Source organism: Paraburkholderia sp. GAS448 (genome assembly GCF_050435685.1).
Lineage (GTDB): Bacteria > Pseudomonadota > Gammaproteobacteria > Burkholderiales > Burkholderiaceae > Paraburkholderia.
This window is the reverse complement of the sequence record NZ_JBNDKT010000004.1, coordinates 180513-195308: the sequence shown is the minus strand read 5'-3', so window position 1 is coordinate 195308 and position 14796 is coordinate 180513. Positions and strand designations below refer to the sequence as shown.

Annotated in this window: 11 protein-coding genes and 3 pseudogenes; 11 read left to right on the top strand and 3 right to left on the bottom strand. The window is 60.7% G+C overall.

Annotated features, from left to right (window positions below; genetic code table 11):
* Positions 1-291: 291 nt before the first annotated feature.
* The 6 genes and pseudogenes from P3T23_RS09765 to P3T23_RS09740 all read left to right on the top strand — a co-directional run.
* Positions 292-1581 (top strand): LssY C-terminal domain-containing protein, encoded by a 1290-nt coding sequence (locus tag P3T23_RS09765; protein ID WP_429315962.1) that lies wholly within the window; start codon positions 292-294, stop codon positions 1579-1581.
* A complete protein-coding gene (locus P3T23_RS09760; RefSeq protein WP_429315961.1) occupies positions 1578-2831 on the top strand; it encodes an LssY C-terminal domain-containing protein in 1254 nt (417 codons plus the stop codon). The genes P3T23_RS09765 and P3T23_RS09760 overlap by 4 nt, the downstream gene beginning before the upstream one ends.
* Before the next feature lie 55 nt (positions 2832-2886).
* Positions 2887-3969 (top strand): hypothetical protein, encoded by a 1083-nt coding sequence (locus P3T23_RS09755; RefSeq protein ID WP_429316225.1) that lies wholly within the window; start codon positions 2887-2889, stop codon positions 3967-3969.
* A 405-nt stretch (positions 3970-4374) separates the two neighbouring features.
* Positions 4375-5478 (top strand): AI-2E family transporter, encoded by a 1104-nt coding sequence (locus P3T23_RS09750; RefSeq protein ID WP_429315960.1) that lies wholly within the window; start codon positions 4375-4377, stop codon positions 5476-5478.
* A gap of 18 nt (positions 5479-5496) precedes the next feature.
* Positions 5497-6605, top strand: a pseudogene (locus P3T23_RS09745) (TolC family protein); the annotation flags it as partial.
* Positions 6592-6747: pseudogene (locus tag P3T23_RS09740) on the top strand (ion channel); the annotation flags it as partial. The pseudogenes P3T23_RS09745 and P3T23_RS09740, both read left to right, overlap by 14 nt.
* A 24-nt stretch (positions 6748-6771) precedes the next feature.
* Here the strand turns inward: P3T23_RS09740 and P3T23_RS09735 are convergent.
* Positions 6772-6946: pseudogene (locus tag P3T23_RS09735) on the bottom strand (DUF2252 family protein); the annotation flags it as partial.
* 1255 nt (positions 6947-8201) lie between these two features.
* Here P3T23_RS09735 and P3T23_RS09730 point away from each other — a divergent pair.
* Positions 8202-8795 (top strand): hypothetical protein, encoded by a 594-nt coding sequence (locus tag P3T23_RS09730; protein ID WP_429315959.1) that lies wholly within the window; start codon positions 8202-8204, stop codon positions 8793-8795.
* Positions 8796-8975: 180 nt separating this feature from the next.
* On the opposite strand, the gene P3T23_RS09725 is transcribed toward P3T23_RS09730, so the two are convergent.
* The gene (locus P3T23_RS09725; protein ID WP_429315958.1) at positions 8976-9185 is read right to left on the bottom strand and encodes a hypothetical protein; all 210 of its coding nucleotides are present in this window, start codon (positions 9183-9185) and stop codon (positions 8976-8978) included.
* A 227-nt stretch (positions 9186-9412) separates the two neighbouring features.
* Between P3T23_RS09725 and P3T23_RS09720 the strand changes: the two genes are divergently transcribed.
* The 4 genes from P3T23_RS09720 to P3T23_RS09705 all read left to right on the top strand — a co-directional run bounded on the left by P3T23_RS09720 (position 9413) and on the right by P3T23_RS09705 (position 12654).
* A complete protein-coding gene (locus tag P3T23_RS09720) occupies positions 9413-9697 on the top strand; it encodes a hypothetical protein (RefSeq protein WP_429315957.1) in 285 nt (94 codons plus the stop codon).
* Between the two features lie 12 nt (positions 9698-9709).
* Positions 9710-10321 carry a hypothetical protein gene (locus tag P3T23_RS09715; RefSeq protein WP_429315956.1) on the top strand — a complete coding sequence of 204 codons (612 nt, stop codon included), beginning with the start codon at positions 9710-9712 and terminating at the stop codon, positions 10319-10321.
* A gap of 326 nt (positions 10322-10647) precedes the next feature.
* On the top strand, positions 10648-11958 hold the full coding sequence (locus P3T23_RS09710; protein ID WP_429315955.1) for a DUF2254 domain-containing protein: 1311 nt from the start codon (positions 10648-10650) through the stop codon (positions 11956-11958).
* Between the two features lie 18 nt (positions 11959-11976).
* On the top strand, positions 11977-12654 hold the full coding sequence (locus tag P3T23_RS09705) for a carbonic anhydrase (RefSeq protein WP_429315954.1): 678 nt from the start codon (positions 11977-11979) through the stop codon (positions 12652-12654).
* Between the two features lie 533 nt (positions 12655-13187).
* Here the strand turns inward: P3T23_RS09705 and P3T23_RS09700 are convergent.
* Complete coding sequence (locus P3T23_RS09700) at positions 13188-14795, bottom strand: Kelch repeat-containing protein (RefSeq protein ID WP_429316224.1); 1608 nt, start codon at positions 14793-14795, stop codon at positions 13188-13190.
* Position 14796: the final 1 nt, after the last annotated feature.

Below are 14796 nucleotides of genomic sequence, written 5' to 3'. Positions count from 1 at the left end.
GTGAACATCCAGTCCCGTGTACCCCGTGCTATCGTGTTCGACGCTGGCCTGCGCGCCGGAAATCGCCGGGTGTGGCCCTGTCCACACCGCGCGGCTCTGTCAGCGATGCTATCCCGCTACTGATCCCTCACGGCCGGCCAGCCTTTGTCTCACGGAAAGGCATTATGTCTTATATAGTTCATGTGTACCGGGAAACGATGAAGGTACAGCAACGGAGCTTGTCGTAAGGTTCGGTTGGCGCTCGCCCACTGACAGGAACACCGCCCCGACTCGCGGCAATGAGGTTACGCGATGAACCGGATCGTGAATCGACTGCTTGCGTCAGTTGTCATCACCTGCGTCTTGTGTGGTTGCGCCACGACGCCGTCTTCCACAGGTGGACTCGCCTACAGAAGCCGCGCAGAGACGCGTTCGAACGGCTGGGTAGAGGTATCGGCAGCGGTCCTTTCTGCCGACGAAAGCGAAGCGGTCTATGGCGTGCCGCTTGCGAAGAAGATGATTCAGCCCGTCTGGATCGAGGTCCAGGACGACGACACCCACAGCTACTATCTGATGTCGCCGGGCCTTGACCCAAATTTCTTCCCTGCGTCAGAAGCGGCCGAGGCGTTTGTCCACGGCGATTCGCCTGGTGGGAAGGACGAACTCGACCGGCGCTTCCGCCGGCTTGCGTTCCACAACCCCGTGCTGCCCGGCCAGACCATATCGGGGTTCGTGCTGACTAACCTCAGCGAGGGCGTGAAGCTCGTCCAGCTCGACCTGATTGCGAGCGGGCAGGCAAGGACATTCTCGATCCTCATAGTCGTGCCCGGCTTCTTTGCCGATTACCATGTAAGCGAAGTTTTTAGGCGCGAGATCTATCCGCCCGAGCAAATCGTGAACTATACCGATGACGACGCGTTTCGCGCCGCGCTCGAAGCTCTTCCGTGTTGTGCAACGAATAAGGACGGTTCGAAGAACGGCGATCCACTCAATCTGGTTATTGTGGGTGGCCTTGACGACGCCTTTCCCGCACTGGTGCGCCGCGGGTGGAGCCCGACCGAGCAGAGGTGGTCAGGCGCGATCATGAAGGTGATTACTTCCGCGCTCTCTGGCGAACGTTACGTCAATGCGCCGGTGAGCGATCTTTACCTGTTTGGCCGGCCGCAGGACCTCGCGTTGCAGAAAGCACGTGACACGATTCACCAGCGCAATCATTTACGACTCTGGCTAAGCCCCATGCGCTACCAGGGCAAGCCCGTGTGGGTGGGTCAGATCAGCCGGGATATCGGCGTCCGTTTCACGTTTCACTCGCCGACGCTCACAACGCACAAGATCGATCCGGACGTCGACGAGGCGCGCACAGCGCTAACGGAGGACATGGCCTACTCCCAGAACCTCGCAAAGATTGGGTTCGTAAAGGGAGTAGGCGCCGCCCCGCAAAGTGCACCGCGCGAAAACCTGACGACCGATCCGTATTACACCGATGGATATCGCCAGATACTCATATTTGACCGCCATCCATCCTCGCTTTCTGAGATCGAATTCCTCCCTTCGGAGGCGGGCACCAGGCGCAATAGCGTGCCCCTGGGAGAAGATCGATGAGCAGGCTGCGATCGTTACAACGTGCATTGAGAAGAACTGCGGGCAGCGTTGTCCTCTCGCTCGCTTTCACTGGCTGCGCAACATGGTCAGCCCCAACCAGCATCAACGATGCGCCGCTACGTGAACGTGCGGTCAGCGCTACCAGCCAGGACGTGCGGGTGAGCGCGGCCGTGCTGGGATCTGAAGACAGCAAGCGCATGTTCGGCGCCGACATCAACAAGACCCACGTACAGCCGTTATGGATCGAAGTTCAGAACCGGACTTCGCAACCGTTATGGCTGCTGCGTTCAGGAACCGATCCGGACTACTTTTCGCCACTCGAAGTCGCCTGGTCCTTGCACACGCTTCTCGGGGGTGTGACGAATGCGAGCATCGACAAGCACTTTGACGAGCTTGGATTCAAGAACCCGATTCAGCCGGGCGAGACGCGCGCCGGGATTCTGTTCACCAACCCGGATCGAGACCCTAAACTCGTGAATATCGACCTGTTCGGGAGCAGGACGCTGATTCCATTTTCCCTCTTTGTGCGCGTGCCGGACGACATCCCGGACCCACGCTTCGCACTAACGCTGTTCCAGTATCCCGATGCGGCGGTCACCGACTGCCACGACCTTGCATCGCTACGTGCCGCCCTCGAACGGTTGCCGTGTTGCGCCAGCGATCAGCACGCGACGACCAGCGCCGACCCGCTGAATGTCGTTGTCGTAGGCAAACTTGGAGACATTGGGGCAGCGATGGTGCGACGTAGCTATCGTCGCGACCTGCGCGAGAGCGATCTCGCGCAATGGGTCTTCGGCCGCAAACCGGACGTCGTCCTGCGCAAGGAGGCGCAAGCTGGCGTGCCCGCAACCTCAATACGTGCGTGGCTCGCGCCCATTCGCATCAACGGCGACGCGGTGTACGTGGCGCAGGTCGGACGGCCGGTCGGTGGCCGCTTTGCGCGCCACGACATGGCAGGCGGCGTGTTGCATGAGGACGTTGACGAGGCAAGGAACTTTATTGTGCAGGACATGATGTATTCCGGTGGTCTTGACAAACTCGGGTTCGTGCACGGTGTCGGTCCGGCGCCGCAGGCGCACCCCCGGACCACGCTCAACGGCGCGCACTACTACACCGACGGGTTACGTGCAGTGATGTTTTTCGCAACGCGACCGCTGAGTTTCTCGAACGTGGAAATTCTCGACTGGGTGCCTTACCTGGAAGGGCGTGAGCCTGCTGTACGTGAGGAGAATGGCGATGCAGGTAAGTAATCCAGTCACGGGAGCACACGGTGCCGTTGCGCAGCAATCAATTCGTTATCTGCGTATGTGGTGGAATCGCGCCCTCACGTGCGCTCTCGTCGCGACCTGTCTCACACTTGGGGCGTGTGCAACGAAACCACTCATCCCGTACTCGACAGACACGCCCCCGCTTGTTCTCGTTCCGGCATTTCAGGCGGGCGTTCAGGACAAACGGGCGCGGTTCCGCGAGATCTATTGTGCGGTGCTGGAAGCGCGTGGCTCGGCGCTTCCTGATTACCGTCCCTGCGAAGACGCGCTGACACGCGTCGGCTCCGAGCCTGCCGGCACCACCATGCCCGTCGATCTGGGGCAATCCAGGCGGCATCTCATTGCGGTAGTGGTGCCAGGCATCGGGTACGACTGCTTCAAGACGTGGCTGAATGCGCCGGGCACCGTCACGAAGCACGTTCAGCAATTTGGATACGACGCGATCATGCTTGACGTCAACGGGTTGTCGAGCACCGCGCACAATGCACGCCAGATTCGCGACGCCATCATGGCCATGCAATTGCCCGCGGGAACACCGCGGCTCGTGCTGATCGGTTATTCCAAGGGTGCTGCGGACATCCTGGAGGCCGTAGTCGCGTATCCGGAGATGCGTAGCCGCGTGGCGGCGGTAGTCAGCGTAGCAGGAGCGGTCGGTGGTTCGCCGCTCGCCAATGATGCCGAGCAATACCAGGCTGACCTGCTGAAGCACTTTCCTGGCGCGACCTGCACCTCGGGAGACGGAGGCGCCGTGCAAAGCCTGCGACCGGCAACACGCAAGGCGTGGATCGCGCAAAACCCGCTTCCCCCCGAACTGCACTACTACTCGATCGTGACGTTCCCTAAGCCGGAGCGCATTTCGTCGATACTCAAATCGAGCTACGACAAACTCTCGCGCGTCGATGCGCGCAACGACAGTCAGGTGATCTTCTATGATCAGGTCGTGCCCGGAAGCACCCTCGTGGCCTACATCAACGCTGACCACTGGGCACTCGCGGTGCCTGTCGCCCGAACCCATACGACGATCGGCTCACTGTTCGTCACGCAGAACGCCTACCCGCGCGAGGCGCTGACAGAAGCGCTTCTGCGCTTTGTGGAAGAAGATCTGGCGATGCCAAAGTAGTGATACGGAGCATGCGGCTGGTACAGAACGTTAGATATTGTTTAGGCTTGCTGGTTGTTGGCCCTTGTTGATGTTGTCTCCAGAACGTGCGCCGTGAGATGTGGCACACCCATTCCGGCCGCCTGGCGCTCGCAAATGGGCCGCGGTATCCCCCTTCTAAATTTGTCCTGGCTCCCCGACTGATCTAGACTTCCCTCGAGGGAACGCACCGTCGTGCCGTGTGTAACTATCCCCGCGGGGCATCGCCGGGGCGGACAACGCTGCATCCTGGACGTCATGTCCCGGTTCGAACTCGTGCATCGTCGTTGGCACGAATTCTTCTCGTCGCGCTGGCTGGGCACGTTTGACTGGCAAGTTTGGCATACCGCTCCGATACCTGGCGCCAATCTGCAAGGAGGCAAATCGATGTTGCCGACGCAAACTTCTGACATGGCGCTGTCCCGCGGGCTGCTCGATGTACTGATCCGTGCCGGCTTGATAGCGGTTCTCGCGATATCCTGCTTCCGGATCTTCTACCCGTTCCTCAACCTGATCGTCTGGTCCATGATCCTGGCGATCACGCTCTATCCCCTGCTGGTCAAACTCCGGGGCGGGGTGCTCAAGAAGGATGGTCATGCTGCGACATTGATCGTTCTGGTTGCCTTCGCCATTATCCTTGTGCCGACCTGGTTGATGGGCAACGCGATTGCCGACTCGCTGGAGCGCACGATGGACATCGCGAAGAGCGGCACCTTCCAGATTCCACCACCGGCTGAGTCGGTGGCGGCCTGGCCGCTGGTGGGCCAGCGACTGTACGATTTCTGGCTGCAGGCCGCCACGGACCTGACCGGTCTCGTGCTGAAGTACGCGCCTCAGTTGAAGGAGGTCGGTGTCGCGCTGCTGGGGACGGTCACGAGCCTCGGCGCGGGGCTGCTGGTCTTCTTCGTTGCCCTGATCGTCGCCGGCATTTTCATGGCTTATGGGGAAGAGGGGAGCCGCAGCGCAGTGCAGATCGCTTCGCGTCTTTCGGGCCCGGAAAACGGTCCGAAGATCGCCGAATTGTGCACCGCCACCATCCGTGCGGTCGCACAAGGCGTGGTCGGCATCGCGTTCATCCAGATGCTGCTGGTAGGCGTTGCTTTTGTCGTGATAGGTGTTCCTGCCGCTGGCCTCCTGTCGCTCGCGGTCCTGTTGCTCGGGATCATGCAGTTGCCTGCCACGCTGATCACCATTCCGGTGATCGCCTTTGTCATTGCCACCAAAGGTGTCGGCGTAGCGACGATCATCTTCTCGGTCTACGTCTTCGTTGCAGGACTGGCCGATAACGTCCTCAAGCCCTTGCTGCTGGGTCGCGGCGTCGACGTGCCGATGCCGGTGGTGCTGATCGGCGCGCTGGGCGGCATGGTCACCGGCGGCGTGATTGGCCTGTTTGTTGGTCCCGTGGTGCTTGCAGTCGGTTATCAACTGTTCTGGCGATGGGTGGAGGACGGACCGAAAGCGGAGGCGCCAGGGGAGCAAAAGAAGCCTTGATGCCGCGAGGGTCGTCCCGTGCTGAGCTTCGTCCGCCCCGAACGCCTGTTGCTGATCGGCGCGGTGTGCGTCAGTGGCTGCATTTTGGTTCGGGTCCGACTTTCATCCCCAGCGCGAGGCCTGGATCGAACACTGGAGCAGCCCGGCTATCGAGCAGGTCACCAGCCAGGGGGTACAACCGGACGCCCGGCAGTGGTGGCAGGTATTCTCGGATCAGAATCTCGAGCGTCTGATTGCTGAAGCTGACGCCCACAACGGCGACCTGAAGATCGCTGGCCTGCGTGTGATGGAGGCTCGCGCCCAACTGGGGATTGCCCTGAGCGGGCGCTACCCTCAAGTGCAGCAGATCAACGGCGACGTTCTGTACGGCGATGAAAGGCGCTCCGGCGGAAGCCGCCCGCACGACGGCGGCTTCCTGCAATACAGCGCGGGCTTCAGCGTCGGCTGGGAACTCGATTTCTGGGGGCGTTTCAGCCGCGCGATCGAGTCGGCCGATAGCGCGTATTTTGCCGCCAGAGCCAACCATGATGATGTGCTGGTACTACTGCATGCCCAGGTGGCCACCACCTACTACGCCCTGCGCACGGCCGAGGCGCGCCTGCGCATCGCCCGCGACGACGCCAAACTGCAAAAGCGCAGCTATGCGATCACCCAGCGTCTATTCAAGAGTGGCGAAAGCGATGAGCTGGATCTGCAACAGGCAAAGACGCAGTATCTGGGCACTCTCGCCACCATCCCCGATTTCGAGAATCAGATCATGCTTGCCCGCCATGCGCTGTCCATCCTGATCGGCCGCCCGCCTGGCCCGCTGCCCGAACTGGAGGAACACCCGGGCAAGGAAGGCATGATCCCGCTCGTTGGCCGTGCGGTGCTGCAGAACGTGCCCGCCGGCCTGCTGCTGCGCCGCCCGGACGTTCGTGCCGCCGAACTGCAGGTGGCTCTGCCCAGTCGGCGCTGATCGGCGTGGCAGGGGCCGATCTCTACCCCCTGTGACGATTCTGGGCAGCCTGGTCCGGACCGCCACGTCGGTGGCCGGCGCGCCCAGCACCCTGGCGCTCGTCGCCGGTCCCAGCGTGAGCTGGAACGTGTTCGACCATGGCAAGATCATGAACAACGTGCGGGTACGGTGACGTGGTCCCCACGACTGCGCTGGGCCGGATCGACGCGGTCCTGCTCGGCGTGGTGGGGCGACTGGTGACAGGCATCGTCACCGCTGCATCGGTTCGCGGTGTCCAGGAAGCCGCGCGTCGGGCGAACATCGGTGACTAGAGTGGCTAGCAGCGCTCCTGACTAGTCCTCTATCGTCGCCTGAATCCGGTCCGTCCGACGCGCGGATGAACTCCCGATAGTCACGTCGGTTCAGGGAACTGTGCTCCGTCGCGAACTCGGTAATCGCGTCGTCGAACGTCTGGCCGGAACCCGTGTATCCGGCGATCATCGCGGCATCGCCCGGGCGGGCATGCGCCCGAAGCGGACCGGAATCAGCATCCATGATGCAGCCTTCATTGGAATCACTCAGGAGTTCGACCGGATCACGGCGATCGGTGGGTGGCTTCCATCCCCTGCGACACACGAGGGACGGTAGCGCGCAGCGCACTCCCTTTAGCCAGGCGTTCATCAGCCATCAGGTACGGGGTTTCTGTTCGAAGTTGGGCACTCGCGTGCTTTCGAGTATCGGCTTTGACCATGACCATGCCCTTCTTTGTTTGCCGGCGCAACCCGCCGCACGCTCGACGTCAGTCTGCGGTTCAAGTGAAATCCAGATCAGGTCGCGCGTAAAAGGGTAGGGGATAAACCGTGAATCATGTTGATTGACGTCTACACCGCCGCACAATAGGTAGTGACCATGAACCGGGAATGCGTCCATTCCTCGGGTCGCGTTGCATCTTTGCGAGGCAACGTGGTATGACTGAACGTGTAGGATGCCTTAAATGATAAGCACAATCCGTACCCGTCGCGGACGTCTAGCCGGCCGTCGTGAGGTAGTCGAAGCGAGGCCTACAGCGTACCCGGATTCCGCAGGAGCGCTGGATCGAAAGCGATGCGTGACGGGTTGGGGCTCGCGGACTCCCGGCACATGGCGCGCTATGGGTTGCCGATTCCTGAATGAGCCTGATTATCGAAAGATCGTACGAGCCATACCCGAGCTGCTCGCCGGCTATGTCGATCGCTAAAACATCGCAATCTGGAAGACGCGCTCATGTTGCGCGGACATTCATGTCATTAGTTACTGGCGTAGAGCTATCTGGATGGTATATGGTGAACTGGAGCAGCGTCGTCACTTCATTGCGTTACAAGTCTCAATGCTTGCGTGACAGGTGGAGTTCTTGCGAGAGGCCATGCCTGTTCACGCGACGATGAGCCAAACTGAAGGACGATCTACTTCAGCCGGTAACTCTATTCCTGCGGGTTATCGCTGCTAACCTGATCTTTGATATGGAACAAGCGCACCTGGAGATACGCACCGATACAGAACGGTCGCACAACGTGTGTTCGATCGTAGGGATACCGCGCGCAGATCCTTCAATTCGCAAGCGGGAGCGACGAGAGGAGTCGCCTGTTTGGGCGCATCTTTCCCACTTGTTTCCCGATGGGATGCACAAGGTGCGTGCACGCGGTGGCTGGTGTGGGCGGCTCATCCCGCGCATGAACATCGCGCAGTTGGCACTTAGCCGTTTCAGATCCGCTGCGGGTGACATATCGGTGTTTTAAAGGAGTAAATTATGTCGAACAGAAAGATGCTCGTCATCGCTGCCGTGGCAGCGATGGTCCATACAGCATGGGCGCAGCAGCCGGAGTCCCACGTGGAAGTGATGAAATCGCCGGGCAAGGCGGTCATAAAGGGAACCACCCGGGTGACCGCCACAGTCCAGGACATCGATCCCGCGACAAGAACCGTAGTGCTGAAGGGTGCCAACGGCAAGGTCGTCGAAGTGCAGGTTGGGGACGAGGCGCGCAACTTCGACCAACTCAAGGTGGGCGACGTCGTCAAGGCCGTTTACAAGGAATCACTCGCCTTGAGTCTCAAGAAAAACGGCGACGGCATGAGTTCCGCCTCAGAGACTCCGTCGATGGAGCGCACGCCCCCTGGGGCCAAGCCTGGCGGTACCGTTGGGCGGGAGGTGAAAGTCCTGGCCGACGTCGTCGGAGTCAATACAAAAACCAAAACTGTCACGTTAAAAGGCCCCAAGGGCAACACGGTAGACCTGAAGGTGGAGGATCCCGCGCAACTGGCGAACATCAAGACGGGTGACCAGGTCGAGGCCGTGTACACCGAAGCCCTCGCCATTTCCGTGGAGCCTGCTGCCCAGAAGTAGGCACATCGCCGGCTTCGTTCATGTGACAGTTGAATGACGATCGGGCCTGCGCCGACCTGCCACGCACAGCGCACATTCCCGCGCCTGGACGCCGTCCGCACCGGACGTATGGCGCTTGCCCCGCACCCGCCATGACCGCGCAGGCAAGCTGGCGGGCCGGGAGCAAGCCCGGCTTCGCGCTCACAGATTGAGCCGGGTTACCTTGGCGCCGTTGATAGAAACGGCTGCCAACAGGCCGGTAATGGTCAGCACGAGGGCTATCACCTGCGAGGAGGCCAATGTAGTGTCGATGGTGCCGTTCGCCCCCACTTTCACAAGCGGAACCGCCGCGTCGCTGCCCACCGACCAGCCTGCCGCGTTGCAGAACTTGTCGAGCGAGTCCTGCGTCATGCCTCGAGAAAGTCCCTCGCTACCAGGGTGCGACGACCTTCGGGAGGCAGGCCGTGAATTCGTCGGTGCATACCTTCAACTTCTTCCTCCCCGGTAATCGCGCGCAAGTAGTCGGGCAACGATTCCCCGATGATGCGACGTGCGGCTTCGCTGTCCGTCTGGATGACCTGATTGATATCCCATGTGCCTGAGACGCGTTCGCTCCGTCGCCGTTCGCAACAGGTAACGTGGTGTATTCGTCGGGCACCCCGATCAAGGGCGCGACGAACCTCGCGCTGTACAAGAAGATCCTGCCGAAGGGCGTTAATCCGCAGAAACTGCTCGATGCGGTCAACAGCGATCCGCTGTCGCTTCAGGAGGCCCTGAATTACGAGATCGCGTTGCAGGGATGCATGATCTCGCGCGAGCTCGACAACACCGGAATCGAGAAGGAATTTGTGGTGTCGCGCTACGTCGAGCGCAACGAGGAGATTGCCAACCAGCTCGCCGAGATCCTGACTGGAATGAACTAGATCTCGGGCGACGTGAAGGAAATCGTCACCAAGATCAACAAGGAATATGCGAAGCAGCTGCTGAGGATCCCGGAAAGCGAACGCGTCGGCATGCGAATGGGGGCGACCAGCATGAACTTCGGCTCGCGCATGCACGCGCTCGTATCGCAAATGCTGCTCGCGTTGAAATCGCGGGAAATTGTCGACCTCGCGATCGAGGCGATCGAAAACAACGAGAAGCCGATCATAGCGTTGCAGCGCACCGGCGAGGCAATGCTTGCAGAATTTGTCACGGGGCAGAACGAAGCCTACGACGACGATCCAGAGGCCGTCGCTCGCGAGTTTACCGGTGTCGAGCTGGATAAGCCGATCACGTTTAAGGACTACCTGCGGCGCACGCTCGATAAGGTGCTCTGGATCAAGGAGACCGGCCGCTACGGCGATGTGTCGAAGCGTCGCGCGGAGGGCAAGGAGCTGGAGGAGGCGGAGGAGCGGATCCTTGGCCTGATCGACAAGTTGCCGGATAACCTTCCGCTCACACCGCTGGATTACATCCGCGACGAACTGGCCAGACATAGGTGTTGGCGGCTGTGTGGATCCGTTTATAAATGGCGTCGCAATGTTGAGGGAAGTAGTCAACAATAAGGGGGCCGCGTGGCCCCCTCGAAGGTAACGTGATATGCAGCGTGTCCGTCAGAATGGAGGATCGTCTGGTTCTGGCGTATGACAGAGGCGACGGTGTCGTCCTGGCGCCGGTGCAGTTCGTGCATGCAAAACAGGTGGTTTTGGACGTTTCAGCGGCGCTGACCTGAACACCGACGGGACGTCAAGACGACGGCCGGAGGAAGCGACCGTGGGGTAAGCGCAGCCGTGCGCGCGCCCGGTCGGGAGGCCCCCCTTCGCATGCCATCTGGCGAACCGTGAAGACCTTGGTCTCCCGCTGCAATATGGATCCTGGGGAGAGAGCAAACATGGACTGGAATCGCTGGTACAGCTTAAGGAGCTACCTAAGATCTTCGCTGTGGGCCGTGCCGCTCATCGCAGTCGCGATCTATGCCGTGGTAAAACCTCTGACTGAAATGCTGGGAAGGTGGATGATCAGGCAAGCGATCCTTGATCCGAAAACCGGTTTTCTTGGGCTGTCCATGACTGGGGCGCGGTCGTTGCTTGGTGACATCGTTTCCGCAGACCTGGGGTTTCTGGTGTTTACGTTCGGTTCGCTGCTCGTCGCAATCCAGGTCGCTGGCGGGCAGTACACCCCGCGGATCACGACGACACTGCTGCGCGATAACACCATCCGTAGCATCTCGGGATTGTTCGTTTTCACAATGCTGTTCGCCGATAGAACGCAGAGTTGGATGGGTGAGAATGAAGTACACCAACTTCAAGTGTTCCTTGCAGCGCTATTTGGATTCGCCTCCGTCGTCGCGTTCCTTTTCCTGATTGACTACGCCGCGAAATCTCTGCGTCCGGTAAGCCTCGTGGCACGCGTCGGGAAGCACGGGATGGCGGTCATAGAGAGCGTTTACCCCGCTTCGACTTCCGGTGCAACTACCCCGCCGGAACGTGACAAAGAGCGAGGCGTACCTGATCGCATTGTTCGTCACCGCGGCAAATCTGGCATCGTTCTGGCCGTGAATCTGGAAAGGCTGGTGGACAAGGCGCGGCGCACTGACTCAATCATCGAATTCGTGCCACAAGTGGGTGATTTCGTCGCTGCGGACGAACCCTTGTTTTATTTGTACGGGAACTCTGGCGCTCTCGATGAGAGCAGGCTCCGCACACTGGTCGCTTTCGGGACGGAACGCACAATGGAGCAGGACCCTATGTTCGCGTTTCGCATCCTGGTCGATATTGCGCTGAAAGCGCTGTCGGCGGCGATCAACGATCCGACGACGGCCGTGCTTGCGATCGATCAGTTGCACCGGCTATTGCGCGTGGTGGGCAAACGGTCTCTGCGCATCGAAGAGATGGTGGATAGGTCGGGGCGGGTGCGCGTGATCTTACGGACGCCCAATTGGGAAGACTTCGTGCATATTAGTTTCCGCGAAATACGACAATGCGGCGCGAGCAGCATTCAAATCGCGCGCCGTCTACGCGCGGCGATCGAGAACCTCATCCAGAGCCTGCCGGAACATCGTCATGACGCATTGCGTGTCGAGCTGACACTGCTCGATCGCGCGATCGCCTCGACGCACCCATTTCCCGAGGACCTGGCGTTGGCCCGTATCCCCGATTCGCAAGGGCTTGGAGGTTCGGCAGTCTCGACAGCAAACGACTAGTCCTTTCGGAGGCAAACCATGGACAAACTCATAATGGGCATCGTTGAATTCCGCGAGAAAATGCTGCCGCAATACGCGAAGCAGTTCAGCGAACTGGCGCTCGCGCAGACACCGGATGCGCTCTTCATCACGTGCTCGGACAGCCGGGTTGTGCCGGACCTGCTTGCCTCGACCCATCCGGGCGATCTGTTCACGATGCGCAACGTCGGCAACCTGATACCACCGGCGACTGCGGAGGGAGTCTCTACCGGCGACCTCTCCGAGGCAAGCGCGATCGAGTACGCAGTGCTGGTGTTGAAAGTCGCGAATATTGTTGTGTGCGGGCATTCCGAGTGCGGAGCGATGAAAGCCGTGTATACACGCAACGCCAAGCTGAAAGCGCCGAATCTCGATAAATGGCTGTACCACGCGAACAACGCAGCGTTTCGCCTCGAACACGAAGGTCCGCTCAATGACAGGCTGAAACCGCACGATCAATTGTCGCAACTCAACGTACTTGTGCAGCTTGAGCATCTGATGACATACCCGATCGTTCACCAGCAAGTCACTGCTGGCGCACTGGTGTTGAGCGGCTGGTGGTTCGACATCGCGACTGGCGACATGTATGCCTATGAGCGCACGAGCCGCTCATTTGAAGTCATCGACCGCGCGATGGCTGATCGGATGATTGCGCGCCTTCCTGCGCGGGCGCGGTGAAGATGCACGAAGGCTCTTCTACACAATTGCCATCCCGGGTCGATTGGCTAGCCGTGGCGAGAATAGGTCGTGCGGTGAGGGCTGATCGGAAACGCGACTGAAATGTTCTGCGCACAAAGGACCGCTGTCTGGTGCGGAGCCGACATTTGAATGACCCCGTGAAGGCGCGGACCGATGTCCGGACATGGCCGGTTGTACGCGTTCGACCAGGTCGACCGTAAGCTGCCAGTCGAAAGAATTCGTCCGGCGCCTACGGCAGCTTTGTGGCGCCGCATCTCAGCGGGTGCAATCGGCCACGAGCGGTCGTTCGTTCGCGCTACCGCGCGGACATTTAAATGTCGGCCTCTGCCAGATATCGCACCCCCGCGTGGATGTGGCGGTTGGGTCTCTGGCCCGACCGGACGCACGTCTCTCAGTGCGACCAGGCGTCCGGGAACGTCCGGTTGCTGCTGGGGTTCGCTTACTCCCAGCTGGCGGAGCTGGCTAATTGCGCCTATATCGCGATCGTCGCTGAATCGTCGAAGCTCCCGTCCTTAAGGGCCCGTGTTTGCGGCGGCCTGCGTGCCACTGACAGATATGTTGAACAACTCCGAACTGGCAAGGTAACTGGCGCCCTTGCCACCAACGACGAGCAGGCGGCCGTCCGGCAGGAGCGTCGCCGTGTGAGCGGCGCGGCTGTTTGCCATCGAGGCCGCAGCCAGCCATTGCCCGCTGGCGGGGTCGAAGATTTCCACCGACGCCAGGGGCGCCGTGTTGACGCCTGAACCACCTGCTACGACCACCTGGCCGTTCGGCAGCACGGTAGCGGTATGTGAGTCGCGCCGGGTTGTCATGGGCGGCATGGGCTGCCAGCTCAGGGTCTGCGGATTGAACAGCTCAACCTCATTGGTCGCGAGTCCGGCATCGCCGACGCCGCCGCCTGCCACCAGGACGGAGCCATCGGCGAGCAATGATGCAGTGTGGAACGCGCGAGCCAGGCTCATGTCGGGTGCTGGCGTCCAGGTATTTGCGGTTGGGTCATACACTTCCGCAGAGGCCAGTTTCCCAACGCTGTTTTCCCCGCCTGAGACAAGAACACGACCGTCGGCAAGAAGGGTTGCCGTGTGGTCGGCCCTGGCTGTGTTCATCGAAGCAACCGGTGTCCAGGCGTCTGTGCCGGGGTTGTAAGCCTCGGCTACGGCAGTAGGCTTGCCGCTCGTATCGAAGCCCCCTGCAATCAGGACCCGACCATCGTTGAGAAGGGTTGCCGTGTGACTCTGGTGGGCGGTTGTGGTGGGCGCCGCTGCGCTCCATTGCGTGTCAAAGATTTCGACCGTGTTTAGCGCGCTGCCGTTGGATCCTGCGCCACCCACGACAAGTACACGGCCATCCTGGAGCGTGGTCGATGTGTGCAAGAAGCGTGATGTTGCCATCGACTGGGCATTCAGCCAGATTCCGGCCACGGTGCGGCTTTCCACAGAGCTGAGTACACGGGCCGAACCGAAGCCGGCGGCCACCAGCACGGTGCCGTCAGGACGCAGCGAGGCGGTATGTGTCACGCGGGGGGTATTGAGACTATCGCCAGGCGTCCACGTACCCGCAGCTGTCACAGTCAGGGTCAGGGTGGTCTGGACTTGACCCGCCGAGTTGGCCGCGACCACCGTGAACAGGGTTGCGGCTTGCGGGGTAGTCGGCGTACCACTGATCGCACCGGTCACGGGATCAAGGTCGAGACCGGCAGGCAGAACCGGACTGACCGTGAACTGTGTGGGCACTCCGCCAGTCAGCGTCGGCACGTTGGGCACAATGGGCTGGCCCACGACGTACACCGCATCGGCATAGGAAACCGTCGAGGGAGGCACCACCTGTACGGGCGGAGGCTCAATGGGTGGCTGTATGGGAGGCTCTACGGGAGGCACCACCGGTTGCTGAACCGCAATGGCAATATTCGCCTGAACGCTTCCCGCAGCATTGGCGCCGGTTACGGTGTACTGCGTAGCTGGCTGGGTGAACACGGGCGTACCACTGATGACACCTGTCTCAGGGTCCAGCGAGAGGCCCAGTGGAAGGCTCGGATTAATGGTGAACTGGGTAATCTCGCCCCCGGTAGTTACAGGCGCGTTCGGGGGGATCGCCTGGTGTATCGCGTAGATTGCAGACACG